24 protein-coding genes, 2 pseudogenes and 1 riboswitch are annotated in these 26,127 nt (G+C 42.0%); of the genes and pseudogenes, 20 read left to right on the forward strand and 6 right to left on the reverse strand.

Features of this window, described 5'->3' with window-relative positions:
* Positions 1 to 93: 93 nt before the first annotated feature.
* Both A361_RS03870 and A361_RS03875 read right to left on the reverse strand, forming a co-directional pair.
* Positions 94 to 789, reverse strand: a complete 696-nt coding sequence (locus tag A361_RS03870; RefSeq protein WP_009335250.1) for a response regulator — start codon at positions 787 to 789, stop codon at positions 94 to 96.
* Positions 786 to 2,408, reverse strand: a complete 1,623-nt coding sequence (locus A361_RS03875; RefSeq protein ID WP_009335249.1) for an ATP-binding protein — start codon at positions 2,406 to 2,408, stop codon at positions 786 to 788. Before A361_RS03875 ends, A361_RS03870 begins: the two co-directional genes overlap by 4 nt.
* A gap of 465 nt (positions 2,409 to 2,873) precedes the next feature.
* On the opposite strand from A361_RS03875, the gene helD reads away from it, so the two are divergent.
* Positions 2,874 to 5,210 carry an RNA polymerase recycling motor HelD gene (helD, locus tag A361_RS03880; protein WP_009335248.1) on the forward strand — a complete coding sequence of 779 codons (2,337 nt, stop codon included), beginning with the start codon at positions 2,874 to 2,876 and terminating at the stop codon, positions 5,208 to 5,210.
* Positions 5,211 to 5,271: 61 nt separating this feature from the next.
* A complete protein-coding gene (locus tag A361_RS03885; RefSeq protein ID WP_009335247.1) occupies positions 5,272 to 6,792 on the forward strand; it encodes a DHA2 family efflux MFS transporter permease subunit in 1,521 nt (506 codons plus the stop codon).
* A gap of 61 nt (positions 6,793 to 6,853) precedes the next feature.
* On the opposite strand, the gene A361_RS03890 is transcribed toward A361_RS03885, so the two are convergent.
* Positions 6,854 to 8,629: a dihydroorotate dehydrogenase gene (locus A361_RS03890; protein WP_019379493.1), complete on the reverse strand. Its 1,776-nt coding sequence runs from the start codon at positions 8,627 to 8,629 to the stop codon at positions 6,854 to 6,856.
* 279 nt (positions 8,630 to 8,908) lie between these two features.
* Between A361_RS03890 and A361_RS03895 the strand changes: the two genes are divergently transcribed.
* The 4 genes from A361_RS03895 to A361_RS03910 all read left to right on the forward strand — a co-directional run bounded on the left by A361_RS03895 (position 8,909) and on the right by A361_RS03910 (position 10,957).
* A complete protein-coding gene (locus A361_RS03895; protein WP_009335245.1) occupies positions 8,909 to 9,334 on the forward strand; it encodes a MarR family winged helix-turn-helix transcriptional regulator in 426 nt (141 codons plus the stop codon).
* Between the two features lie 12 nt (positions 9,335 to 9,346).
* Positions 9,347 to 9,865 carry a GNAT family N-acetyltransferase gene (locus A361_RS03900; protein ID WP_019379492.1) on the forward strand — a complete coding sequence of 173 codons (519 nt, stop codon included), beginning with the start codon at positions 9,347 to 9,349 and terminating at the stop codon, positions 9,863 to 9,865.
* 21 nt (positions 9,866 to 9,886) lie between these two features.
* A complete protein-coding gene (locus A361_RS03905; RefSeq protein WP_009335243.1) occupies positions 9,887 to 10,510 on the forward strand; it encodes an FMN-binding negative transcriptional regulator in 624 nt (207 codons plus the stop codon).
* Between the two features lie 159 nt (positions 10,511 to 10,669).
* Positions 10,670 to 10,957: a hypothetical protein gene (locus A361_RS03910; RefSeq protein WP_009335242.1), complete on the forward strand. Its 288-nt coding sequence runs from the start codon at positions 10,670 to 10,672 to the stop codon at positions 10,955 to 10,957.
* Between the two features lie 393 nt (positions 10,958 to 11,350).
* On the opposite strand, the gene trmL is transcribed toward A361_RS03910, so the two are convergent.
* Together trmL and A361_RS03925 are read right to left on the reverse strand one after the other, a co-directional pair.
* Positions 11,351 to 11,821: a tRNA (uridine(34)/cytosine(34)/5-carboxymethylaminomethyluridine(34)-2'-O)-methyltransferase TrmL gene (trmL, locus tag A361_RS03920; RefSeq protein WP_009335240.1), complete on the reverse strand. Its 471-nt coding sequence runs from the start codon at positions 11,819 to 11,821 to the stop codon at positions 11,351 to 11,353.
* 143 nt (positions 11,822 to 11,964) lie between these two features.
* Entirely contained in the window at positions 11,965 to 12,462 is a 498-nt protein-coding gene (locus tag A361_RS03925) for a PCYCGC motif-containing (lipo)protein (RefSeq protein WP_269465762.1), read from the reverse strand.
* Between the two features lie 201 nt (positions 12,463 to 12,663).
* On the opposite strand from A361_RS03925, the gene A361_RS03930 reads away from it, so the two are divergent.
* The 12 genes and pseudogenes from A361_RS03930 to A361_RS03995 all read left to right on the forward strand — a co-directional run bounded on the left by A361_RS03930 (position 12,664) and on the right by A361_RS03995 (position 22,895).
* The gene (locus A361_RS03930) at positions 12,664 to 13,044 is read left to right on the forward strand and encodes a FixH family protein (RefSeq protein WP_019379489.1); all 381 of its coding nucleotides are present in this window, start codon (positions 12,664 to 12,666) and stop codon (positions 13,042 to 13,044) included.
* A 183-nt stretch (positions 13,045 to 13,227) separates the two neighbouring features.
* Positions 13,228 to 13,596, forward strand: coding sequence for an ArsR/SmtB family transcription factor (locus A361_RS03935; RefSeq protein ID WP_019379488.1), 369 nt, complete (start codon positions 13,228 to 13,230; stop codon positions 13,594 to 13,596).
* Complete coding sequence (locus A361_RS03940; RefSeq protein WP_082919362.1) at positions 13,589 to 15,724, forward strand: heavy metal translocating P-type ATPase; 2,136 nt, start codon at positions 13,589 to 13,591, stop codon at positions 15,722 to 15,724. The genes A361_RS03935 and A361_RS03940 overlap by 8 nt, the downstream gene beginning before the upstream one ends.
* Before the next feature lie 538 nt (positions 15,725 to 16,262).
* Positions 16,263 to 16,793, forward strand: coding sequence for a copper resistance CopC family protein (locus A361_RS03950; RefSeq protein ID WP_236887978.1), 531 nt, complete (start codon positions 16,263 to 16,265; stop codon positions 16,791 to 16,793).
* Between the two features lies 1 nt (position 16,794).
* Positions 16,795 to 17,871 (forward strand): copper resistance D family protein, encoded by a 1,077-nt coding sequence (locus tag A361_RS03955; protein WP_019379485.1) that lies wholly within the window; start codon positions 16,795 to 16,797, stop codon positions 17,869 to 17,871.
* Between the two features lie 173 nt (positions 17,872 to 18,044).
* Positions 18,045 to 18,662: an alpha/beta hydrolase gene (locus A361_RS03960; protein ID WP_009335233.1), complete on the forward strand. Its 618-nt coding sequence runs from the start codon at positions 18,045 to 18,047 to the stop codon at positions 18,660 to 18,662.
* A 478-nt stretch (positions 18,663 to 19,140) separates the two neighbouring features.
* On the forward strand, positions 19,141 to 19,788 hold the full coding sequence (gene catA / locus A361_RS03970; RefSeq protein WP_009335232.1) for a type A chloramphenicol O-acetyltransferase: 648 nt from the start codon (positions 19,141 to 19,143) through the stop codon (positions 19,786 to 19,788).
* Positions 19,789 to 19,887: 99 nt separating this feature from the next.
* A pseudogene (locus tag A361_RS03975) lies at positions 19,888 to 20,231 on the forward strand (VOC family protein).
* A gap of 245 nt (positions 20,232 to 20,476) precedes the next feature.
* On the forward strand, positions 20,477 to 20,797 hold the full coding sequence (locus A361_RS03980) for a PadR family transcriptional regulator (protein ID WP_019379484.1): 321 nt from the start codon (positions 20,477 to 20,479) through the stop codon (positions 20,795 to 20,797).
* A gap of 72 nt (positions 20,798 to 20,869) precedes the next feature.
* Complete coding sequence (locus tag A361_RS03985) at positions 20,870 to 21,211, forward strand: DUF1048 domain-containing protein (RefSeq protein ID WP_009335229.1); 342 nt, start codon at positions 20,870 to 20,872, stop codon at positions 21,209 to 21,211.
* A gap of 172 nt (positions 21,212 to 21,383) precedes the next feature.
* Positions 21,384 to 22,145, forward strand: coding sequence for an ABC transporter ATP-binding protein (locus tag A361_RS03990; RefSeq protein WP_009335228.1), 762 nt, complete (start codon positions 21,384 to 21,386; stop codon positions 22,143 to 22,145).
* A complete protein-coding gene (locus A361_RS03995) occupies positions 22,146 to 22,895 on the forward strand; it encodes an ABC transporter permease (protein ID WP_009335227.1) in 750 nt (249 codons plus the stop codon).
* 111 nt (positions 22,896 to 23,006) lie between these two features.
* Here the strand turns inward: A361_RS03995 and A361_RS04000 are convergent, their stop codons facing one another.
* Positions 23,007 to 23,777, reverse strand: a complete 771-nt coding sequence (locus A361_RS04000; RefSeq protein ID WP_009335226.1) for an SGNH/GDSL hydrolase family protein — start codon at positions 23,775 to 23,777, stop codon at positions 23,007 to 23,009.
* 107 nt (positions 23,778 to 23,884) lie between these two features.
* Between A361_RS04000 and A361_RS04005 the strand changes: the two are divergent.
* Together A361_RS04005 and A361_RS04010 are read left to right on the forward strand one after the other, a co-directional pair.
* Positions 23,885 to 24,812 (forward strand): annotated as a pseudogene (locus A361_RS04005) (ABC transporter ATP-binding protein).
* Between the two features lie 7 nt (positions 24,813 to 24,819).
* On the forward strand, positions 24,820 to 25,803 hold the full coding sequence (locus tag A361_RS04010; protein WP_026041534.1) for an ABC transporter permease: 984 nt from the start codon (positions 24,820 to 24,822) through the stop codon (positions 25,801 to 25,803).
* Positions 25,804 to 25,920: 117 nt separating this feature from the next.
* A riboswitch (SAM riboswitch) is annotated at positions 25,921 to 26,024 on the forward strand.
* Positions 26,025 to 26,127 lie beyond the last annotated feature (103 nt).

Here is a 26,127-nt window from a genome sequence, read left to right on the forward strand (position 1 = left end):
TAAACTGAACTTCTTGGTCAGGCAATGTTTATCCTATAGAAGCTTTCTTTAAGACATAGCTAAAAAAAGCAAGCCCCTTTATAAGAGGGCTTGCTAAGGTTGTTTGTATCGGCGTTCCGGACGGCCCACGCTGCCATAGACAATATCGACTTCCACCAAGTTAATAGAAACCAGATACTCTAAATAGCGCCTTGCCGTGGAGTGGCTTGCTCCGATTTGCAACCCTACTTCTTCAGCGTTTAGGCTTGTGGATGCAGCTTTCATTGCTTGTGTAACTTTGCGGAGTGTGTGTTTGTCGATGCCTTTTGGCAAATTCTCGGCCTCGTGCTTTGTCTCGGCAGCTGGAGTGTTTTTTTGAAAGAGCCGCTGTATTTCATCTTGTTTGATATGGGCATTTGTTTGCCGGGCATGCCTCGTTTGGCTGTACTCTTCAAATGTTGAAAAAAAGCTGTCAACCATAATCGGTTTCAGCAGATAGCTATATGCTCCTCCACGCATGGCGTCTCTTACTGTTTTGGCATCATTGGAAGCGGTTATCATAATGATATCTACATGACGGTGTGCGTGTTTGATTTGAAATAGCAAATCAATTCCATTTGCATCTGGCAGATGAACATCGAGCAGGATCAGGTCGGGAGTGATAACGTTTAGCAATTGAATGGTTTCTGAAGCTGTTTGTGCTTTTCCGATGACAGTGAAATCTTTTCTGTTTTGAATAAGCTGTTCATATACAGACGAAGCGACAGGGTCATCTTCAACGATCAGCACCCCGATGGATGGGTTAGTCATGATTTTTCTCTCTCCTTCGCAGTTGTGAAATCAGGATTAGCTTTTGGAATGGCGATTGTCATACATGTTCCTTCTGAACGATCTGTACGATACCATTCCCCGCCAAGCTGGCTCAATGCATGCTGCATAATGGTCAGGCCCAGACCATGCTGGGGGTCATTTTTGGTTGTCGCTCCTTCTGTAAAAAAGTAAGCTTCTTCTTCAGATGTCATGCCTTTGCCATTGTCTTCAATATCCATAATCAGCTCGTCTCCGTAGTCTGTAAAGGACAGGTGGACAGTGGCGCTTTTTCCTTTCCATGCAGAAGATGCTTCTAGAGCATTATCAATCAAATTACCAACCACTGTCACGACATGTTCGCTCTGTATGGTGTCAGGGAAGTCTAACCACTGGCTGTTTTCGTCAAATGTGATCAATACTTTCATTTCTTTGGCACGGTTCACTTTCCCTAGAAGAAGGGCAACAATCAAAGGATCTTTAATTGTAGACATTAAAAAGGTGACAGTTTGCTGCAGTTCTTGCACTTCCATCTTCATAAGCGCTTTTGCTTCTTCGTAACGCTCCAATAGCAGGAGCCCGTTTAATGTGTTCAGTTTATTTAAATACTCATGGGTCTGCGCCCGAATATGGTTGGCATGCTGCCGGATTTCAATAAGTTCATTCGCCAAATCTTCAACTTCAGAGAAGGGTCGAATAGTCAGGACGAATCCTGTTATTGCCGTTTCTTCAGCCTGGATGGGCGATATGTCTACAATGTATATCGAGTTGTTTATGAGCACTTGTTTTTGGATGAAAAGGTTGGGATTCTCCAATGCATTTTGTATAAGCGCTTTCAAATGCAGCTCAGTCAGCGTATCTTTTGCATGCTCACCTAAAATGCTGCGCGCTTTTTTATTGGCTGATAAAATTTTTAGATCAGGGCTGATAGCAAGCGTGGCATCCCCGATTGATTCCAGAATTGCCTGCTTTTCAGAGAAGGCGTGAGAAATTTCCTCTGGCTCCAGATTAAATATAAGCTTCTTGACACGGCGGGCGATATAAAAGGCTCCTGGTATGCCAATGAGAAGGGCAAGTCCTCCGAAACCGGCTACCCGCAATTGATAGACAAAAATTTTTCCTTCTACTTCATTCGTCAAGAAGCCAACGGAAGAAACACCGATAATCTTACCTGACTCATCATAAATGGGTGTTTTCGCTTTAACTGCTTCTCCTAAAACGCCATTTCCAATAAAAACAATAGAATCTCCTGCCAGCGGGGCTTTATTGCTTGTTTCTGTAGCCCTGCCAATTTGATTCGGATAGGGATGGGAATAACGAATACCATCCCCGTTCGCTATTACAATATAATCAGCGCCTGTCCGCTCTCTAAGCTTCTCGGCAATAGGCTGAATCATTTGTGCTGGATGATCTGTATTAAACGCATCGATGATGGAATCGTTTTCGGCAACCAATTCCGCAACTGTCAGCGCCTGCTGTCCGGTGGTTTTCTCAATCATTTGGTCAATAATGGATGAAAAGGAAATGATAATTAACAAGATGCAAATTAAGAGTACAGTAAGCACGAGCAGAACCATTTGCCCGAAAAGCCCAGGCTGCTTAAATTTAAAAGGTTTCGACAAAATGGCCACCTCTAGCAATTTTATTTTACTACTAGATTAAAGGAGGCAAATGCTTTCGGCAAGGTAAAGTTCACTTACTTTAAATGAATAAAGCTTTGGATGCAGGACAAGACTGGTGATCTCTCCTTAAAAGGCCATACTATTCGTTAACAATGTAACGGATGGGGAAGCTATTAAGAAATTGTCCTGATGGTTAACGGGGAGGGGATCAGTACAAATAAAGATAGGGGATAAATAAAATTAAAAGAGCCGTACTTAACATTGGGGAACGTTAAATACGGCTCTGTCGAAAATCGACAATCAAAGAATTAAGTAAAAACCATTGAAAAAAGTGAAACCCTGTGGTAAATTTATATAGATGTGCATTATGTAATAAAAAATAAATATATTTTCCCTATCTTAATTATATAATGCAATCAATTCGTTTGTCAACCCTTTTATAAATTTTTTTAAGGAGTGTTTGCTATGAATTCGAAACTTCAGCAGGAGCAAGTACGATTGGACAGTGTCATGGGGACAATTGCGGAGGAAGTCAGCAGATTGGAAGAGGAAACCTCCAGGCGTAAAAACGAAGTGGTTCATATCCGCAAACACTTTTGGGATGAAGTCAAGGTGAATATTGATACCTTTGATGATTACCTGGAGACCATCATCGGGTTGAGGCAGGAGGCTCAAGCTCTTTCGGTCAGCCAAAGCACCCACAGACATGCATCCAAGCGCTTGTCCACGCTGCGAAGGATGGAGGAGGTTCCCTACTTCGGCCGTATTGATTTTATGGAAGAAGGTTCATCAGATCAGGATCAAATCTATATTGGGATCAGCTCGCTAAGGGATGCCAGCGGCGAAAATTTCCTTATTTACGATTGGAGGGCACCGATCTCCAGTGTCTACTATGATTACCAGCCCGGTCCCGCCAAGTATGAAACACCGGGAGGCACAATCCAGGGCACATTGGAGAAGAAGTGGCAATATCTTATCCGCGGCGGCGTTTTGCAGTCCATGTTCGATACAAGTCTCACCATTGGGGATGAGATCCTGCAGGAGGTTCTGGGCAAGGGTACTGACAAACATATGCACAATATTGTAGCTACCATTCAACAGGATCAAAACCGGATCATCCGTCATGATCGCGGAAGGCTGCTCATTGTTCACGGTGCGGCTGGGAGCGGCAAGACATCGGCTGCCCTGCAGCGGATTGCTTATTTGCTGTACAAAGATCGGGATAATTTAAATGCGGAGCAAATTATTTTGTTTTCGCCTAACTCAATGTTTAACAGTTATGTGTCCAATGTGCTCCCGGAACTCGGTGAAGAGAATATGCAGCAGGTCACCTTCCAGGAATATTTGGACCACCGGCTGAGTAAAGAGTTTGAAGTTGAAAATCCATACGGGCAGCTGGAATACGTGTTAACTGCAGACCATACCTCTTCCTACAGGGCAAGGGTTACGGGCATTCAATTCAAAGCATCTGTCCGCTTTTTTGAAGCGATCCATGCATACATGAAGTCGCTGGAGTTATCCGGAATGCTATTTAAGGACATAGTCTTCAGAGGAAAGCCGATTGTCTCCGCGCAGCAAATGGCAGACAGGTTTTATAGCAGCGACACTTCACTTCGCTTTCATAACAGACTTGAAAAGCTGATGGAATGGCTTATTAAGCAAATTAATGAAGCTGAAAAGGCGGAACGGAATAAGCCGTGGGTACAGGAGGAAATCGAGCTGCTCAGCAATGAGGAATATCATAAGGCACATGCCTATCTCGCGAAAAAACGCGGCTTTAAAGAAGATTCGATTCATGATTATGAAATCGAGCCTGAAGCGTTAGCCCGCTTGATTGTCCGGAAAAAGCTGAAGCCGCTGCGAAAACGAATCCGGGCGTTGCGTTTTGTCGATTTTAAGGGGATATACAAACAGATTTTTACTGATCCCATAAAGATCAAACAGTGGATAGAAGGGGAGATACCAGCAGAATGGACGGATATTTGTCAGGCGACGCTGAAAATGCTGGATGAAGGTCACCTGCTTTATGAAGATGCTACCCCGTTTTTATATCTGAAGGAGCAGATTCAAGGCTTTCAGACGAACAGCTCGATTAAGCACATCGTCGTTGATGAGGCACAGGATTATTCGCCATTTCAATTTGAGTTTCTAAAGCGCCTGTTTCCTGCGTCCAAGATGACGGTCCTCGGCGACTTTAATCAGGCGATCTTTGCCCATGCCAGCGAAATGGCTGATTTTCAACCGCTTGCTGGCCTGTACGGACCGGATGAAACAGAAGTGATCAATATAGCACGAAGCTACCGCTCCACAAAGCCGATCATTGAATTTACGCGAAGACTCGTTCCAAACGGCGAAAGGATCATCCCTTTTGATCGCAGCGGCAAGCGGCCCGAGCTGAAACAAATAACCGATCACGCACAGCTGCACAGCTGCATCGCCTCTAAAGTCGCGGATTTACGAAGCCAAGGGTTAAAAACTATTGCGATCATATGCAAATCGGCTGAAGAAAGTTTGCGTGCATATGAGGCTCTGTCCGGCATCGATGGAATTAAACTCTTGAAAAGCAACTCGACTGAATATGAACAAGGAGTGGTTGTCGTACCGTCGTATTTATCCAAGGGCATCGAATTTGATGCCGTCATTATTTATGATGCATCAGAGCATGTCTATGGTGATGAAAGCCTGCGCCGTGTATTCTACACCGCCTGCACGAGAGCAATGCATGATTTGCAGCTTTACAGCGTAGGGGCACCGAGCCCGTTTTTGCAAGACGTTTTGCGTGAAGGTTTCATCCAGGTCTGACTCGGTCGGGTTATCCGATAAACAAATCTATATTTAACATAGAAAGAAGGATTGATTCTATATGCCGCAGGAAACCAATACGGGTCAAAACAAACCGCCATATGGCATGATCGCCATTTTATTTATCGGGGCTTTTGTTGCGATATTGAATGAAACATTACTGAACGTTGCCCTCCCATCCATCATGGAAGAATTCGGTGTGAATGCAACAGCCGTACAATGGCTGTCTACAGGCTATATGCTTATTAACGGGATTTTAATACCGGCGAGTGCATTCTTCATTCAGCGATTTTCTGATAAGAAATTATTCATTACAGCCATGGCATTATTTACTTTGGGAACATTCCTGGCCAGTATTGCGCCTGCATTTGGTGTGTTATTAGGGGCTCGGATGATTCAAGCTTCAGGATCGGCGATTATGATGCCATTATTAATGAATGTCATGCTTACCGCATTTCCGGTCGAAAAAAGAGGGGCGGCAATGGGGATGTTTGGTCTTGTCATGATTACTGCTCCAGCGATTGGGCCGACTCTTTCAGGATGGCTGATTGAACATTACAGCTGGAGGATGTTATTTGACCTTGTTCTGCCAATTGCCCTGTTAACCGTAGTTTTGGCAGTCTTTAAATTAAAAGATATCACACCCCAGAGAGCTATTAAGCTTGATTTCATCTCGCTGGTTTTATCAAGCATCGGATTTGGCGGCTTGCTTTATGGCTTTAGTTCAGCAGGGGAAAAAGGATGGGATAGCCCCCTCGTGTACGGCACGATTGTGATTGGGGCACTTGCTTTAATTACCTTTGTACTCCGTCAGCTTCGGATGGATGACCCTATGCTTGAATTTCGCATCTACAAATATCCGATGTTTGCCCTGTCATCGGCCATTTCAATCGTGATATCCGTCGCCATGTTTTCAGCGATGATTTTGATGCCCATCTATGTACAGACCATCCGGGGAATTTCACCAATGGAGTCGGGTCTATTGATGCTTCCGGGAGCGATTGTCATGGGGGTCATGTCTCCCATTACAGGGAAACTCTTTGATAAGTATGGGGCAAGAGTTTTGGCGGTAATTGGGCTGACCATTACCGTTGTAACATCTTATTACTTCAGCAGAATCGGCATGAATACAGCCTATTCTACTCTTGTTCTGCTGTATACCTTTCGGATGTTCGGGATGTCAATGGTCATGATGCCTGTCATGACAAATGGATTGAATCAGCTGCCGGCGATAAATAATCCGCACGGAACCGCTATGAATAATACGCTGCAGCAGGTATCCGGCGCCATTGGATCCGCGCTGCTGATTACCGTCATGAACAACCGCACGAAAGAAAAAGCAGAGGAACTGTCTGCTGACTCACTGGCCAATATGAGTGCCAGTGCAGCTCAGCCATCTGCACAGGCCGCAGCTGACATGCAGCAGCAAATCATGAATGAAGCGATGCTGCATGGCATTAATTTCACTTTCTTCATTTCTGCATTGATTGCGGTGATTGCACTCATACTTGCTTTCTTTATTAAAAGAGTGAAACCCCATTATGAAAATCAAACAGGTGAAGAAGCGGCAGTTAAAGATTGATCAAAAGGCCGAAACCCGGGCGGTATCCAGTTCTGATACCGTCCGGTTTTTTATTTACCCACTATTTTTTAAATAAAAAAGGGGCGGTTGCGATAACGCCAATCACATATAAAACCAATGCGAAATAAGCAGGAAGCAGGTGGATAAAATCCGTATAGTTAATAAAAAAATGAGTTAAGATCCCGGCGGCGAATGCCGGAATCGCCCCAATGGTGAAGGTCCACCACACCCATCTTTCCCCCTCGCGGATCCCCCATAAAGCCAGCATCAAGACGAGCAAGCCTACACTTAAAAGTGCGCTCCCAAATCCTGCACGGTCATGTGCGATCACAGGAATTAACCGATCGTTAAACTCGTTCAGAGCTTCAGGAGTCATGCAAAGATAAGTAAGATCAGTTGGTACAAATACATGTGAAGCCCCAATGACGGAAATGATCATCCCGCCAATAGCTAATGAAAACCCCAGAATCACAAAGCAAAGCTGGCCGAATAAGCTCAGCTTCCACTGCGGACTGTTGAAAAGATTTGAACTGGAGGGAGATGCACTTGCTGTTCTTGATTTTGCATATCCCAATATAAACAAGGGCAGTAATATAAGCCAAAACAGCCCATGGAGCCAATCGAAATAACCGTAGCCAATAAACAGGACAATGCCCAGGAAGCCGATAGCTCCTGCTATATTTACCGCTTTTCTTGCCCAGTGGAGGCCATTTCTTATTCCATGCCTGGCAAGCTGCATATAGATGATTCCGCCTGAAATCATTGTTCCTGACAGCGTCATTCTGTCATGAGCCATAAAGTATAAAATGGCAGGGTTAAAGGAAATAATATCTTTCCTAAAGATCCCCAGAAAGCTCTCGTCATAGGGAAGGATCACCGAAGTCATGCTGAAAAACAGGGCTATGAGCCCTGCAACGGCAATAGCTAAGCCGAACAGCCAGTACCAGCGCCATCCTTTCACTTCGACAGGCTCCTTCGTAAATGTGCTGGTATAAGCCTCGTTAATCCTCTTCGGCAATCCAGGTCCAGTGAAAATGTACTCATCGCCTAACATGATTAAAGAAGCTCCGCTTTCCAGCAGTTTAATAGCATCTGAAGGCTCTTTTACACAGCCTGAAGTAATGATGGGCAATTCTTCGCAGTACAGCTTCCTGAGAGCTGACAGCTTATGAATGAGTTCTTCCGGTGAAGCATTGCCTGTAAGAAGAATTCCGTCCGGGCCATAGTCCAGGCTGAGAGTATCATCCTGTGAAATAGAAAGGATGATAGGTTTATTTAATTCATATTTAAATTGGTTAAATTGACTCGCTGATTGAAAAATATGGCTGCCCAAAATAAATCCGTCGCTAAAAGGAAGCAATTCTTCACAAATTTGCAAGGCTTCCTGATAAGTTCCTTCAACGTTTATAAGAAGCGGAATCTTCTTTTTCTTTAAGGAAAGCAGCTGTTCCTTAGCTCCCATTAACTCCATTGAAGCGTCAGTTAATCTATGTATCTTCTCTAGTTTCGGGTCCATAAATAGTTCTCCTGATGACCCTCGAATGGAAACAGGTCCAACTTCAATAAAACCAAAGCCCAGATTCTGAAAAGCCTTCATCCCTGATAAGTGAGGATCAATCCTGCCGGTAAGTCCGACTGGAGTGGAAAAATGAACACCAAATAAATTTTTCGCATGCTTGCCGGAGGGTTCCATATGACCAAGAAATTCGATTAATCCTTCCCCTATACGGCTGGATGAAATCATGCTCATTCCGCGATGGATAAACTCCCGGCTGAAGGAAGGCGGGAGCTTCTGAAGTATGGGCTTAAAAATAGGATGATACGACCAATCCGGCAAATAAAACACCTCCCATTTTTATCTATTTTAGCATACGAGTTTGGATGGATAGGCAGTTTATTGTGGTGAAAGAGTGCTCCTTCTATTTAAACAGACCGTCAATAAAGGACTAATGACAATTGGATCATTGAAATTCATAGCAAGGAATACAAATTATATTATTTTTATTGCAAATGCAACAAAATTAAGGTAGATTGAATATATGGTATTATTATTGCATTTACAACAAAAATTCATGTTGAGGAGCTGAGTACACTGGAAATTCTCCGTGAAATTGGCATGATCGCTAGGGCACTGGATTCCATAAGCAATATCGAATTTAAAGAGCTTGACCTTACAAAAGGGCAGTACCTGTACCTTGTGCGAATATGTGAAAATCCAGGAATTATTCAGGAAAAGTTAGCTGAGATGATAAAAGTTGATCGGACAACGGCAGCCCGTGCGATTAAAAAGCTTGAAATGAATGGCTTTATAGAAAAGAAAGATGATGAACAGAACAAGAAAATCAGGAAGCTCTTCCCAACAGAGAAAGGGAAAAAAGTTTTTCCTCTTATAAAGAGAGAACATGAATATTCCAATGCGATTTGCTTAGAGGGGCTTTCCGAGAAAGAAGCAGAAACCATTTTCAAGCTGCTTCAAAGAGTTAGAAAAAATGTAGAGAAAGACTGGGAATATGTGAAAAAGGGGAACAAGAGAAATTATTAAAGGAGAGGCATAATGACTATTAATATGAAAAAATGTACACTTGAAGATTTAAGCAGACTTCAGGAAATTAGTTATGAAACCTTTAATGAAACGTTTAAGGAACAGAATTCTCCCGAAAACATGGAAGCCTATTTGGAAAAGGCGTTTAACCTAAAGCAATTAGAGACTGAACTATCTCAACGTTCATCACAGTTCTACTTTGTTGAAATTGATGGCGAGACTGCCGGGTATTTAAAGGTGAATACCGATGAGGCTCAGACTGAAGAAATGGGCGATGAAGCACTCGAAATTGAGAGGATATATATCAGAAGCCCATTTCAGAAACAGGGGCTTGGTAAATATCTGTACAATAAAGCCCTGGAAGTTGCGATGGAACAAAATAAAAAGAAAATTTGGCTGGGTGTATGGGAAAAAAATGAAAAGGCAATTGCCTTTTATAAGAAAATGGGATTTGTCCAAACGGGAGCCCATTCCTTTTATATGGGTGATGAAGAACAAACGGATTTTATAATGGCCAAGATTCTCAAATAATATTTTGAAGGGCGGATGATCATGTATATTCCTAAATATTATAAAGTCACAAATGCGGATGAAATATGGGAGTTTGTTCAAAGTAATTCGTTTGGCACGATGGTCACGACCAAACATGGAAGACCCATAGCCACTCATCTGCCATTGCAGTTAATAAAAGAAGGAGATACGTGCTATTTAACAGGGCATATGGCTTATGGAAACCCGCAATGGAGAACATTCGAAGCCTCTGAAGATGTACTGGTGATGTTCCAGGGACCACATGCTTACATTTCATCCTCATGGTATGAGGAAGAAAATGTCCCGACTTGGAACTATCAGGCTGTCCATGTATATGGTCGAGCCAATATTCTGAGTGAAGAGGAATTAAAGCAGGACCTGGCCATGCTGCTTCAAAAATATGAAAAGCATCGCAGGAATCCAGTTTTATGGGATAAGCTTTCTCCGGAGCTTTTAGAACAGCAGCTAAAAGGAATTGTTGGATTCAAGATTAGGGTAGAGGAAATTCAAGCTGCCGATAAACTAAGCCAGAACCGCAATGAAAGAGACTATCAAAATATAATTCATAAACTCCATGAAGAGAATGATCTTAATTCTAAGCAAATGGCCCAACTGATGGAGGGTAAGGTAAAAAAGAGATTGTAAGTTTATAGGAAAAAACAGAGGAACCAGGATGTCCCTCTGTTTTTTGGCATCTGGAATATTATGTTAGTATAGAGGCGAGGACGTTGATCTTATTTTTCATGAAACGAATTAATATCATTCTCATACAGTAGTTATTAAAAAGGGAGTGAAGCATCGAATATGAAAATCATTTTATTTTTGGCCATACTCGGTTTATGCTTGATTGGTTTTAATTGGCTTATGGGCTATAGAAAAAATCATATCACCATTGATTTGGATGAGAGGTACGTGGACTTTAAAGAGTATGTTGAAGCGATTCAGAGTGAACTTATCAAACAAGGGCGAGAGGTCAGTTATATGGGGAATCGAAAATTTATTATTGATGGCCAGACCTATATTTTCATAGAACGCAATGTTTCGATGGGAGGCGTTCCCCTGCAAAGAACTATTCTGAAACCGGAAAAGTGACTGACCTGAAGGTGCTCAGTTAATCAATTCGATAGCTGGATTCTGGACTGTCATTCGGCAGCTTTTTCTTATGGAGATAGCGGGATATTTGGACAATATAAGTTAATGAGTTTAATAGGGGGATAGGAAGGGACTTGAGGTTATTTATTGTTATTTTACTAATTCTTTTTGGGAGTTTTTTAATTGGTTTAACCATCGATAACTTTGGTAAGATAGGTAGCTTTATTATGAATTTAATTGGGGCTGGGATAAATTTATTAGCTGTTATTATTGCGAGGAACAAGAAAGAAAAACAGCATTCCGTTTAAGCAGAACATAATTTAATTAGCGTGACCTACTAAAGTGCTAATTGGAATGAAAACAAACAAAACATCTTCCAGCGAGGAAGATGTTTTATTTCAGATGGGGAAATCCCTGCTGGCGCAGAGCCTCATACACCAATATAGCAGCTGTGCTTGAAAGGTTGAGTGAACGGACATTATCATTCATGGGTATTCTTAAAAAGTGATCCTTATTTTCTTCCAGTAAGTCTTTTGGCAAGCCCGTTGTTTCTTTTCCAAACATGAAATAATGCTCCTTTGAAGCATCGCTGAAATCAAAGGATGAATGTGCCTGTTCACCAAAGGTTTCAATATAGTAGAACTCGCCTTGGTTTTTTGAAAAAAAGTCATCCATTGAATCATAATACGTTATGTTCACAGAGTTCCAGAAATCAAAGCCTGCCCGTTTGATCATTTCTTCATCTGTTGAAAAGCCAAGCGGCCGAATTAAATGCAAGGATGTATCCGTTGCAGCACAAGTTAGAGCAATATTTCCGGTATTGGCCGGAATATCCGGCTGATATAGTACGACATGTATGGCCAAGGATTGTCACCTCTATCTTCAATTTACCCTCCAAATTATAGCATATTGATTGGGCGTATTAGTAATATGCTAACGGGACAGGGACGTTAGTTAAATAATAGGATCTGCTGACGATTAAAAAACACGCTGATGATTAGCGTGTTTTATACTTCTTCAGGCATAGGTGTTGGAGTAGATTCTGTCCCCATGCTTTCGTATTTTTTATCAATCATATGACGAATATCTTTTAAGCTTGTGCCTTTTTCAAACTCTGATTTAGCCTCACGGGCTATGTCCACACAAACCCCTCAGCCAAAGCCCATGGTATCAAGTGTTACCGTGGTCCCTTTTACGTTATCAACGAAGCAATTCGTATTGCTGGTGTGACCATCTTCTTCATAACAGCCGCAATAACATGGCATGTAATCCAATACCTCTGGATGTGCGATAGCGAACTGATATGCTTCTAAAACTTTAGGGCTGTCGCTGTATGTGGTGACGGCTGACCAGTCATTGCTGCCGATTTCATACGTTAAGACAGGAGCAGCCTGTTCTTGATGGCCGCTATGTGAATGGCTATCCTCTGATGCCTGATCTTCTGCCGGCGAACAGCCAGAAACTAGCACAATGGCTGTTAGTATAGGGAAAATGAAATTCTTCATTAAACCTTCCTTTCTATCAAATTGCTATTTTAATGTAAGAATACCTAATTCTAATTACTGATTCAATGATTCTATGCCTATTAATAATTACCAAGGGCACAATGAATTCATAGAATAGTCATAAATAAAACACCAGCCATCGCTATAATGAAAAGGTACATACAATATTTTGAACATGTAAACAAAGGAGACGTGCTATATATGAGGAAAGCCATTTTTCTTTTTGCCTGTGTTTTATTTTTGCTGGCAGGGTGTTCAAAGGAGAATGACGCTGCCGAAAAAGTTCCTGAATTATTGGAGGTTTCGGTTAACATTCCAGAAGTGATACAGGTAAATCAAGAGGCTGTCATCCAGGCCGCCGTCACACAGGGGGAGGAAAAGGTTGAAGATGCCAATGAGGTTAAGTTTGAAGTGAAAAAAGCAGGTCAAGATACATCAGAAGAAATGATTGGGGAGCATCAAGGCAAAGGTGTTTATTCTATTACAACAACGTTTCAAGAGGCGGGAATCTATTCAGTAACAGCACATATAACGGCAAGAGGTATGCATAATATGCCAACAAAAGAATTTAAGATAGAATAAAGCAAATAATAATTTTCAGTTAATGGTTCATCCTTCAATTTGGATGAACCATTTGTGCTGTTGGATACTCATTTTCTTATGACATAAAAATATCTTCCTAATAATCAAATGAATGTTTGACTGTTTGGTAATAGATGCATATACTAATAATCAAATAATCGTTTGATTAAGGAGGTGGCTTCCTTGAAGCATGAAGATGTTTGTGAAGTAACCTGCGTAGATGAAGAAAAAGTAAGACGTGTTAAAGAATCTGCCTCACACCACAATACCTCTGCTGTTGCCCAAATATTTAAAGCATTATCTGATGAAACTAGGGTTAAGATTGCCTTTTCCCTATGTGAGGAAGAAGAACTGTGCGTCTGTGATGTAGCCAATATTGTGGGGTGCACAACGGCTACGGCTTCTCACCATTTACGGCTTCTTCGGAATATGGGATTGGCGAAGTATCGTAAGGAGGGCAAATTGGTCTTTTATTCACTGGATGATGATCATGTCAAACAGCTGATTCAAATTGCCTTTACACATCAAAAGGAGGTGGCGCACTATGAGTGAGGCTTTAGCGAAGTCAGATGAAAAAACGGTCTATCGTGTGCAGGGATTCACCTGAGCAGGCTGCGCCACAAAGTTCGAAAAGAACGTAAAACACCTGGATGGTGTTTCTGATGCAAGTGTAAATTTTGGTGCTTCAAAGCTGACCGTTTATGGAGATGCAACCATTGAAGAACTGGAAAAGGCCGGAGCTTTTGAGAATATAAAAATTATCCCTGAGAAGGAGCGGTTTGAAGAGAAGGAAGAACCTTTTCTGAAAAAGCATGCGACTGTCATCGCTTCCTTTGTCCTCCTCGTTATTGGATGGGCTGCGGGGGAACTGAATGGGGAAGGGAGCATTTTCTCCGTTTTAGCGTATGGCGCATCGATGGTTATTGGCGGATACCGCTTGTTCACAACAGGGTTAAAAAATCTAATCCGCCTTCAGTTTGATATGAAAACACTGATGACTATTGCTGTCATTGGTGCCGCCTTTATAGGGGAATGGGGCGAAGGAGCGACTGTCGTCATCCTCTTTGCCATCAGTGAAGCACTTGAAACATATTCCATGGATAAAGCGCGTCAATCCATTCGCTCTTTAATGGATATTGCTCCAAAGGAAGCCTTAATCCGAAGAGGAAATCAAGAAATGATGGTTGAGGTGGATGATATTCAGCTTGGCGACATTATGATTGTCAAGCCCGGGCAAAAGATAGCGATGGATGGCATCGTAGTAAAAGGGGTGTCATCCGTTAACCAAGCGGCTATTACGGGTGAGTCGGTCCCTGTTGCCAAAACGGCTGAAGATGAAGTCTTTGCAGGAACCTTGAATGAAGAGGGACTGCTTGAGGTTAAAGTAACAAAGCATGTAGATGATACGACAATTGCGAAGATCATCCACTTAGTGGAAGAGGCTCAGGCTGAGCGAGCACCTTCACAAGCCTTTGTCGACAAATTTGCTAAATACTATACGCCGCTTATCATGCTTATTGCCTTAGGTGTGGCCGTTGTTCCTCCGCTGTTTTTTGGAGCTGATTGGGATACATGGATTTACCAGGGATTAGCTGCACTTGTGGTTGGCTGTCCTTGTGCGCTCGTGATCTCGACCCCTGTTGCAATTGTTACTGCGATTGGGAATGCGGCAAAAAATGGCGTACTGATTAAAGGCGGTATTCATTTAGAAGAGATGGGCGCAATCAAAGCCATTGCCTTTGACAAAACGGGAACACTAACAAAAGGGATTCCCATGGTAACAGATTACCTTCCGCAATCCCATGCAAATTCTAATGAGCTTTTGTCCATTGCTGCCGCATTGGAAAAAGGATCACAGCATCCACTGGCTTCAGCTATCATGAAAAAAGCGGAAGAAGAAAATGCGGCATACCAGGACATCAGTATTGAAGAATTTTCTTCCATTACGGGAAAAGGTATTAAAGGAATCTTTCAAAATCAGATGTATTATGTTGGAAGCCCGAATTTGTTTGAGGAATTATTATCAAACGGCATTCCTTCTGAATTAAAAGCAACCATTGCCCGCCTTCAAAAGCAAGGAAAAACGGTCATGGCAGCAGGTACCTCAAAGGAAGTATTGGGTCTGATTGCCGTAGCGGATGTGTTAAGAGAAAACAGCAAAAATGTTATTGGAAATCTCCATTCTATGGGGATTCAAAAAACCATTATGCTTACTGGCGATAACGAAGGAACTGCAAACGCGATTGGTGAACAAGTCGGCGTATCAGATATTAAAGCCGAATTATTGCCACAGGATAAATTAAGGTATATTAAAGATCTTAGAAAGAAATATGACCGTGTGGCGATGGTTGGCGACGGTGTAAATGATGCCCCTGCATTGGCTGCTTCTGCTGTTGGAATAGCCATGGGGGGAGCTGGAACAGATACGGCTCTTGAAACAGCGGATATTGCCCTGATGGCAGATGATCTTGGCAAACTGCCATTTACCGTAAAGTTAAGCAGAAAAGCCCTTAGCATTATTAAGCAAAATATTACGTTTTCATTAGGGATAAAGCTAGTCGCATTACTTCTGGTCATTCCAGGCTGGCTAACGCTTTGGATTGCGATTTTTGCAGATATGGGTGCGACTCTTATTGTCACATTAAACGGCTTGAGATTACTCAGAATTAAAGATAAATAAGATAAGAGCTTCCCATTTTTCATGGGAAGCTCTTTTGCTAGGGGGATACTTTGGGATACGACGTTTTGGTTACTGGGGCAGGCCAAGCAAGCCTTTCTGCAGGCTAATATCCTAAAAAGAGAAAAATTTGCTCAAAGACGGAGGAATAAAGCAGAAATCGAAGGCTTTATCTGCCAATGATCATAGCCCCTTCTTTAAGGACCAAAGCACAGTGAAAGTAGGAAATCTGATTTGGTCCACTGGCTTTAAATCGGGTGATAGCAGGATAAAGCTTCCCGCAATCTTTAAGGAGAAAGAGATGCCAATACATAAAGGAGGAGTTACTGATAGTCAAGGGTTATACTTTTTAGGGCTCCCTTGGCAATATAGAAGGGGTTCGGCGCTGCTCCAAGGGGGTGGGGAGGTTGCTGATATTTAGTTCATGAAATGGTTAAGAACCTGCAGCCTCTCAGTGATGATTAAAGTCAAAATAATAATGGTATACTTCTGTTGGGAATTAAGTAAATGAGAAGGGAATTTTACTATGAATAAGATCCTAATGTCATTCCTATGTTTTTTCATCATATTGCCATCAATGGCAACTGCTCACACTGGGCTGGAATCTTCAACTCCAAAACCAGGACAAATAGTAACGGAACATCTAAATGAAATTACTCTTACCTTTGCTGGTGAAATTGAATCTTTGAGTACAATGACTCTAGTCATGGAAGGACAAGAAATCCCTTTTTCCGATGTTGAACCAAATGGCAAGCAAATGAGCGGAACATTAGAATCACCACTTGAAAACGGATCCTATGTTATTCGCTGGAAGATAGTCGGGGAAGACGGGCACCAGATTACAGGGGAAATCCCCTTTACTGTAAAATCTGAAGAAAATACAAGTCAAGAATCAGAAATGGAAGAATCTCAAATTTCTGATGAAGAAAAGATGCAGACAGAAGAAACAGAGAAAAGGGCAGAGAGCGAAAAAGAATCCTCTCCAAATAGGATTATGAATATCTTTATTCCAATTTTAACATTGGCTATATTAGTGTTGGGATTGTTCCTTCTGTTCAGAAGGAAGCGTTAAAATGAGTGTAGCCGTACCGTTAGCCGAAGTCGTAACATATCTTTTATTTTCGATTTTAATCGGAAACACAGTACTTCAGTTTATATCTGAAAAGAAAAAGCCCAAAACAAATATCTCTAAAAAGACGCTGCTTTTATCAACGTTAGGCATTTATATTTTTACATTTGGACCGGTCGCACAGACGATTTCTTATTTTAGCGATGACGTAGGTCTTACACTCGCAGCGTATTCAGTTCTGACAGATTTTCAAGTAGGTAGAGCCTGGATCTTCATTGGGTTTATGTCGGTATTCCTATGGATGACATTGTTATTAAATGGTTCAAAATATCTGCAGGCGCTTTGGCTGCTGCTGATGGTTTTTGCCATTGGGTACTCCAGTCATGTTGCCTCATTGTCCTTTTGGAACGGGTTTATTGCACATTCCATCCATTTTCTTATGGTGACACTTTGGACAGGGATTCTAATCCACGTCGCCTGGTTTTCAAGTGATGAAAAAAAGTGGCCATTGTTCCTGCGGTGGTTTACCCCATTTGCCATGATAAATTTAATGATCTTGCTTATAAGCGGCTTTGCTCTAATGTTCTATATGGTTGAACCAAAGGATTATGTGAATTCATGGGTCCTCCCATATGGGCAAATGCTTCTGTTAAAACATCTAAGCATTATTCCTTTATTGGTATTCGCATTTTTAAATGGAGTGCTAACCAGAAAATCATTAATAGTTTCCTCTTTTGACCCTCGGCCATGGATTAAGGGGGAGAGTATTATTATTTTCCTTGTTTTTTGTTTTACAAGTGTATTGGGAACTTTATCGCCACCCCACGAAGTTGAATTTACGGTCCAGTCGGAAGGTGCTTCGATTTGGGTGGAATGGCTTTTGGGAACTGACATTCCTTCTGTAAATAATGTTCATTTAACACCAAATTTTTTATCATTATTTCTATTGGCTAACTCTCTGCTTTTCTTAGCTGTAATTGTGATCAGCTTTAAGAAAGTAAAACCTTATATTGCAATTCTTTTCGGAATGAGTTTTGTTTTTGCCCTTTATTTTGGTTTGATGATTTCTCTATCTATATGATATGCGGTGTCAAAAGATAAGTGGCCAAAACCCCTGGAACAAACATTGAATTAAAGTTCGGAGCTGTCATTATGGCAGCATTTCTTCTGCTATCGGTGCAGTTCATATGAAGGAGGAATATTTGGTAATAGTCAAGAATAGATACCAATAAAAACTTAGGAAGTGAGTAAACGGTGACTAATCGCAGTATTGCTGGTTCAAAAAGTATTCCTTTTAGATTGATAGAACAAAAGAGAGAAACAAGCAGTTTAGTTATTGTCTTGCCTGGGGCTGGCTACACAACAAAAGCACCGCTGCTGCACTTTGCCACAGGGTTATTTTACACAAAGGGTTTTGATGTATTACACATTAACTATACACTTAGCAGGGAAGAGATGTCTGTTCTAAGTGAAGGGGATTTCTCGAGAGATGTACAACATGCAATCGATAGCGCCATCAAGAACAAGGAATACAGTAATTATTATGTAGTGGCTAAATCAATCGGAACAATAGCTTTGAGTTATCTGCTAAATAATACTATGTTGAAAGATGCAAAAGCCGTATGGCTGACGCCATTGCTGCAAAGAGAAGACGTATTTAACGCAATGGGTAATAGTGATCATAAGGGACTTTGTATAATTGGAGATCGGGATAGTTGTTTCATTGAGGAGCGCTTTGAAAAATTGAAAAAGAACCAAAATCTTATATTAAAAGTGGTTGAGGGTGGAAATCACAGTCTAGAGCTTGATGAAGAACCTATAAAATCAATTGAAATATTAAAAGGTGTCATATCAAATATTAATGAGTTTTAATATCTGAATAGGCTAATCTTTAGTACTGCTTTTTGAACTGAGGAGCTTGTTAGTGGAGAAAGCTGGTTGAAACTAGTTAGGGATACTTGATAATATAAGGCTGTTTTCGCAAGGTTTGTTGCTTTTTGTATATTATTTGCTGAGTTGATTGCAGCGGAAGGTGCGAGATCCTTGAAAATGCATTTGCATTTTCTTCGTGCGGTGTTTGCTCGAGGAAGCATATTCAATGTCCTGCGGGAGTAGCGGGACAGATGAGAGCCCGCAGACGCGGAGCGTCGAGGAGGCTCACCGCCCGCCCCGCGGAAAGCGAGCAGCCTGGAGCGGAAATCAACGGACAACATTGATAGGTGAAAAACAACAATTTATACGAAAAGAGCCTAATATAAAGAAATATTTAATAAAAAAGGATGACTGTCATGAAAAAAGCAGTGAATATAGCCTCCTAAGATAAATTTGATTATATTAGGAGGCGTTGAGTATGAAATTTAACAGTATTAATCGTGACAATTGGGATCGAAAGGAATATTTTGAACACTATATACAGCAGCAGACAACATTCAGTCTGACGAATGAAATAAATATTACGACGCTTATGAAGAACTTAAAGAAAAAGAATTATAAGTTATATCCTGCGTTTATTTTTATGGTGACAAAAATCGTTAACGCCCACAGAGAATTTAGAATAAATTTCAACTCAGAAGGTAATTTAGGTTATTGGACAGAGATATGCCCTCTCTATACCATTTTTGATAAAAAGACACACACATTTTCTGGCATCTGGTCACCAAACTTATCTATTTTTTCTGAGTTTCATTCTCAATATGAAAAAGATGCAGAAGAATACAATGGTACGGGGAGATTATTTCCAAAAATACCTATACCAGATAATACTATTCCGATCTCTATGATTCCTTGGAGTTCTTTTACCGCATTTAATTTAAATATAAATAATGGCGGGGATTTTCTCTTACCCATAATAACTGGAGGGAAGTATTCACAAGTAAATGATGAATTTTTCCTGCCTGTCTCTTTACAAATGCACCATGCTGTTTGTGATGGCTATCATGCTGGTGTTTTTATGAATGATTTACAAAGGCTTGCCGACGAAAGTGCAGATTGGATTTAACTGGTCATTGATGGAGTATATCGAAGGAACTGTGTGCAGCAGTTCCTTTTTTATAGAAATACTAAAGTTTGTAAATAAAAAAGACAGGAGTTAGTTGCGATGATAAAAGGTTTCGGCGGAATATTTTGGAGAACTAGGAATCTTGATGCTGTGAAAAAATGGTACAGTGAAGTGCTGAAGATTGAAATAGAAAATTGGAATGGGAACTTGATTAAACCCCCATTAGGCAATGAGATTATCTTTTCTTTGCCGAGTATGACAGTTATTTTCCAGCAGAGCAACAAGTGATGTAAAATTTTCAAGTAGATGATTTAAACGAAACTATTAAGCATCTTGAACAAATTGGTGTCCCTCTTGCTAAGGAAAAAGAGGTTAGTGAGTTTGGAAAGTTTATTTGGATCGAAGACCCTGATGGCCGACTGGTCGAGCTTTGGGAGAAATAGCTAGTTGTCATATATTTGTTACTGAGCTATCGTTGCTCATAAGCTTATTATGCTTGTGGGGCAGTTGACCAAATTAAATTATTCTTATGAAAATAGTTGACACTCTTCGCTACTCGGTGTTACGATATACCTGTAATAAGCAATACTGAATAGCGGAGTTTCACAAGTGCTGTTCAGTAAAAAAATTTTCCCTGGTACTAAGTATCACTGAATATAAGTCAGACACAATAGAGGAGGCTCTGAATATGGAAAATTTAACTGAAATGCTGAAGGGATCGCTTGAAGGCTGTGTACTGGAAATCATCAGCCGACATGAAACCTATGGCTACGAGATTACCCGCCGGCTGAACCAGCTTGGTTTTACCGAAGTAGTGGAAGGGACGGTGTACACCATCCTCGTGCGATTAGAAAAGAAAAAGCTGGTGAACGTGGAAAAGAAACCTTCAGATATGGGACCGCCCCGCAAATTTTACTCACTAAATGATGCTGGCCGCCAGGAACTTGAATTATTTTGGGAAAAATGGGATTTTGTATCTTCAAAAATCAACGTCTTGAAGTCAACCTAGTTTCATAAGATATTCTGTCGGATATTTTTGGAGTGTCTTGTTCAGCTTTATAAAAAAAGGAGGAAAAATAACATGTTTGATATGTTTAAAAAAATGATTGGTGATAAAAAAGAATACAAGATGATGATGGCGAGGGTTGAAGCCCTTCCAGAGGATTACCAGTTTGTATTTAAGAAAATCCAAAACTATATGTGGAATTTCTCAGCGGGCAACGGGATGGATATGCTGCACATGCAGTATGAATTAATCGATTTGTTCGAAGCCGGTGCGGCGGAAGGCAGACAAGTGCTGGAAATCACCGGAGATGACGTGGCATCCTTTGCCGACGAACTAGTGGCAAATGCTAAAACCTATGTTGCCAAGTATCGTGAGGATTTGAATGAGAGTATCATGAAGCGATTGGGAAAAAAATAAATTCTATATATAATACCGACTGAATAGGTGTTTTACAAATGTGGTTTATCACCTGCACTATTCAGTTTCATTTTTACCTCGGTACTAAGTTATACAGAATATCTGTCAGACTAAGTAGGGGTTTGTAGGCAATCCAGCTCCGCAAGGCGCTAATTATAAGGAGGAAAAAAGTATGAGCAATGCAGCGATTTTTGTAAAAGGGTTAAAAAAATCCTTTAAAGATAAGGAAGTCTTAAAGGGGGTGGATTTTGAGGTGAGGCGTGGCGAAATTTTCGCCCTGCTGGGTTCAAATGGAGCGGGCAAGACGACGACCGTCAACATCCTCTCGACGCTGATGAAGTCTGATGGCGGAGAAGCTAGTATTTGCGGCTTTGACGTCCAGCGGCTACCGGATCAGGTTCGCCAGAGCATCAGTCTGACAGGGCAGTTCTCAAGCTTAGACGGCATGCTCACCGGGCGGGAAAACCTGATGATGATCGCCAGGCTGAGGGGAGTTTCTAATCCCGCAGAAGTCGCTGACAATCTGCTTGCAAGATTCAGCCTGGCCGATGCGGCTAACCGCCGGGCTGACAATTATTCCGGCGGGATGAAGCGCCGGCTTGACATCGCCATGAGCCTGATTGGGACGCCGGCAGTCATTTTTCTCGATGAACCAACGACAGGGCTTGACCCGGAAGCGCGGATTGAAGTCTGGGATACCGTCAAGGAGCTTGCCGGCGGCGGCACGACCATCCTGCTGACGACCCAGTATCTGGAGGAAGCCGAACAACTGGCAGACCGAATCGCCATTCTGCATGGCGGAAAAATCATCACGACCGGTACTCTAACCGAACTCAAGGAGATGTTCCCGCCAGCGAAGGTGGAGTATATCGAGAAGCAGCCGACATTGGAGGAAATTTTCCTCGCAATCATCGGCAAAAAGGAGGAAATGTAAATGAAAAGTAAAACAGGGGTATTACTAGGTCGTTTAATGCGCAACATTATGCGCAGTCCGGATACGATTATCACGGTGGCGATTACGCCGATTATGATGATGCTGCTGTTTGTCTACGTATTTGGCGGCGCCATAGAGACAGGAACGGACAACTACGTCAATTATTTATTGCCGGGAATTCTGCTGATGGCTATCGCGTCCGGCGTTGCTTACACTTCCGTCCGGCTGTTTACGGATGTAAAGAGCGGGCTGATGTCGCGTTTCATTACGATGCCCATCAAGCGCTCGTCGGTATTGTGGGCTCACGTGCTGACCTCGCTTGTTTCCAATGCGCTTACTATCTTGGTGGTTATCCTCGTTGCTCTCTTGATGGGTTTTCGTTCCAGCGCTGATGTCCTGGAGTGGCTTGCGGTAGCTGGAATACTCGGGATGTTTACACTGGCGCTGACATGGCTGGCGGTCATTCCCGGATTGAAAGCGGGGTCTATGGAAGGGGCGACAGCCTACTCATACCCGCTGATTTTCCTGCCGTTTATCAGTTCGGCCTTTGTTCCCACCGACACCATGCCTAAAATAGTCCGTGCGTTCGCTGAAAACCAGCCCGTGACTTCAATCGTGGATGCGATCCGTGCCCTCTTGTATGAAGGGTCTGTTGGCAGCGGCATCTGGATCGCGCTTGCCTGGTGCGTCGGCATCATGCTCATCTCTTACTTCTTCGCTGTTAAAGAATTCAAACGCCAGTTAGGGTAAGCACACCATTATAGGATAACGGATTCATAGCCCTATAGGGCCTTTTGGCTAAAGGTTAATGAAGCATACAAATAATGAAAAAGGTGAATCTGCCGTGGATTCACCTTTTTCTTATTGGATGATACTTTTTTCAATGACAAGTGACATGCTTTCAGCTATTTGCTGATAAGTAGCATCATTCGGATGAAAGACATCACTGGAAAGATCGCGTTTGGCGTCTGTGACCAGATTGAAAGTATCCACTACTTGAACTTTGTATTTCAAGCCTAGTGTACGGGCAGACTCATTCCATTTTTGGATGATGGAATCAAATGAATCCCCGTTTGGCGATTGCTTGAATGGATTATATAGCCCCATATAGAGTATGACTGCATTGGGATTACTTTCACGAATGTTTTTAAACGTCTTTTCCAAATTCGGAATTTCGGTCTCCAGGATGCCAAGGGCGGTTTCTTCTGAATATTTTTCGAGGATCTCCCCGCTATTAAAAAGGTTATTTCCCCCTATTGTAATGGTAATGATTTTGGCGTCTTTAAGAGATCTCTTGACTTCCTTTTGTTCTAACTGGGCCAGCAAATCTTCAATTCTGGCACCTCTTACACCCAGGTTTTGGAAACGTTCTATAGTATTATTTTCTTTAAGTTCATTTCCAACCGGCTGGACAAAGCCTTCTCCCTTTGATGAGCCGACACCCCTGGTCAATGAATCGCCAAGTGCAACATATGTATCACCAGGTGTGACAGGAACTTCTTCTGTTTTCGCTAGTATCCCTGCTCGAGGCGGACTGGTAACATCCATGTAGGCACTGACTAGGCCATACCCAAAAAGAACTGTCAGCGCAAGGGACAATGTTAAAAATAACTGCCACATCCATTTTTTCATCGTTTGACTTCTCCTTTTAATGTAATTGTATCTAAATTTTTCTCAAATTGAGTATTTAAAAGAGTCATTGTTCGAAAATTTAGTTAGAATAGAACAAGGGTGATGCTATGAGCTTAAAGCCGACAGTTCAATTGGAAAATGTAACGAAAATCATTGGAAAGAAAACGATTATTGATAATATATCATTTGACATTTATCCAGGAGAAGTATTTGGGTTCCTGGGTCCTAATGGTGCCGGTAAAACCACCACGATCCGGATGCTCGTTGGGCTCATTAAGCCAACGTCCGGGAAGGTTGAAATATGTGGTTTTGATGTAAGAAAGCAATTTGTTCAAGCGATGCAGCGCCTCGGTTCTATCCGTCGAAAATCCAGAGCTGTATAAGTATTTGAGCGGCCGCGAAAACCTGCAAATCTTTGCACGGATGCTGCCTGATGTGGATGAAGAACGGATCCAAGAGGTCATTGATTTGGTTGATCTGACTGTAAGAATTGATGATCAGGTTCGGACCTATTCATTGGGAATGCGTCAGCGCCTTGGTATTGCACAAGCATTGTTAGGCCGTCCGGATGTGCTGATACTGGATGAACCTACAAATGGACTGGACCCGATGGGAATCAAAGATCTGCGGACATTTATCAGGAAGCTGGTCGATGATACGGGCCTAACGGTGCTCGTATCCAGTCATATTTTAAGTGAAATCGAGTTGCTGGCGGACCGTGTGGCTATTATGAGCCATGGGAAGATCGTGAAGGTCGGCAGCGTCAGCGATTTAGTTGGTGCACTGTCATCTGGTGTGGATTGGAGAGTCAGTGATTCTTTTCGTGCACTTGCTATTCTTAAAGAATCCCCATATGTCCAGGCTGCAGAACTATATGATGACCATACTATACACACTCTTATGGATGATAGCAAAACCTCGCTCCTGAATGAAGCTTTAATGAAGGCGGGTATTGATGTATGGACGATCGAAAGGAAAGTGCAGACATTGGAGGATCTATTTATTAGTTTGACAGGAGGCGATCATATTGTCTAATCCAAATATGATTGGCCTGATTCATAATGAAGTGATGAAGATTGCTTCCAAAAAACGCATGGCGGTTGTCACCGTCATTTTAGTCATTCTAGTCTCTATGTTTACATACGCACAATACCGGGAGATACAGGAGAAAATCGAAAAACAGGGCACTCTGGACTGGAGAGTGGAGCTTCAGCAGGAGATTGTCGATCGGCAAAATCGGCTGGCATCGAGCGGAATCCAGGACGAGTTCAGACAGTTCCTTGAATTTGATCTGAAGCAAAAGCAGTATTATCTGGACAACGATATTAATCCAAACTATCCTGGAGCCCCTACGTTTATCCGCATCTTTTTCTCACAGGGAATCACGCTTGTCCTGCCTTTATTCATTATTATTATAATGGCTGATATTGTGAGCGGGGAATATAATGATGGCACCATCAAAACATTGCTGTCCCGGCCGGTTAAACGATGGAGAATCCTGATGGCTAAATGGCTGACGGTTTTGCTTTATACCTCCATGCTGATGGCGGCAACCGTGATTGTCTGTTATGGGGTTTCAGGAATCGTACTCGGTTATGATGGCTGGACTGCACCTATTTTGACCGGATTTCAAGCTTCTGCATCTGGTGAGTTTTCAACGGAATACATCCATACCCTGTCGATGTGGGAATACCTGCTGATGTCAGTTGGGCTTGCCTGGGTGGTAACAGCGGTTGTTGGAACCATAAGCCTCATGATATCGGTTCTGGTGAAAAATACAGCGACTGGAATTGGGGCGATGATGGCCGTGTTAATCGCAGGCACCCTGTTATCTTCTATCGGTTCGAGCTGGACGAGCTCCAAGTATTTAGTGAACTTGAACTTTGATCTGATTAACTACTTAGAAGGTCAAGCTCCGCCGATTGAAGGGATGTCACTGCCATTTTCATTAACCATGCTTGGGATTTGGGCTGCCGCCTGTCTTGCTGTTGCGTTTTGGAATTTTACTCAGAAGGATATGTATTAAGAGTGTCATTATATAAGGATAATCCTTATTAGTATTTAGAGTTCAGAAATAATTGATTGACAATTGGGTGAATTTAAATTATTATCGCTTTAATTAATTAAAAAATTGAATATTTTCTTCTTATCCAGAGAGGTGGAGGGACTGGCCCTTTGAAGCCTCGGCAGCAGGTTCTGATGAATACTGTGCCAATTCCAGCAAGCGCATCGCTTGAAAGATGAGAAGAGGGTTGATAAAACTCTCTTCTTAGGAGGAGAGTTTTTTAATTGTTTATAAATCCAACTTAAGTTATGCGAAAAGTAGATATTTAAAAATGCAAGAGGAGAG

The sequence above is a fragment of the Cytobacillus oceanisediminis 2691 genome (assembly GCF_000294775.2).
Classification (GTDB): domain Bacteria; phylum Bacillota; class Bacilli; order Bacillales; family Cytobacillaceae; genus Cytobacillus; species Cytobacillus pseudoceanisediminis.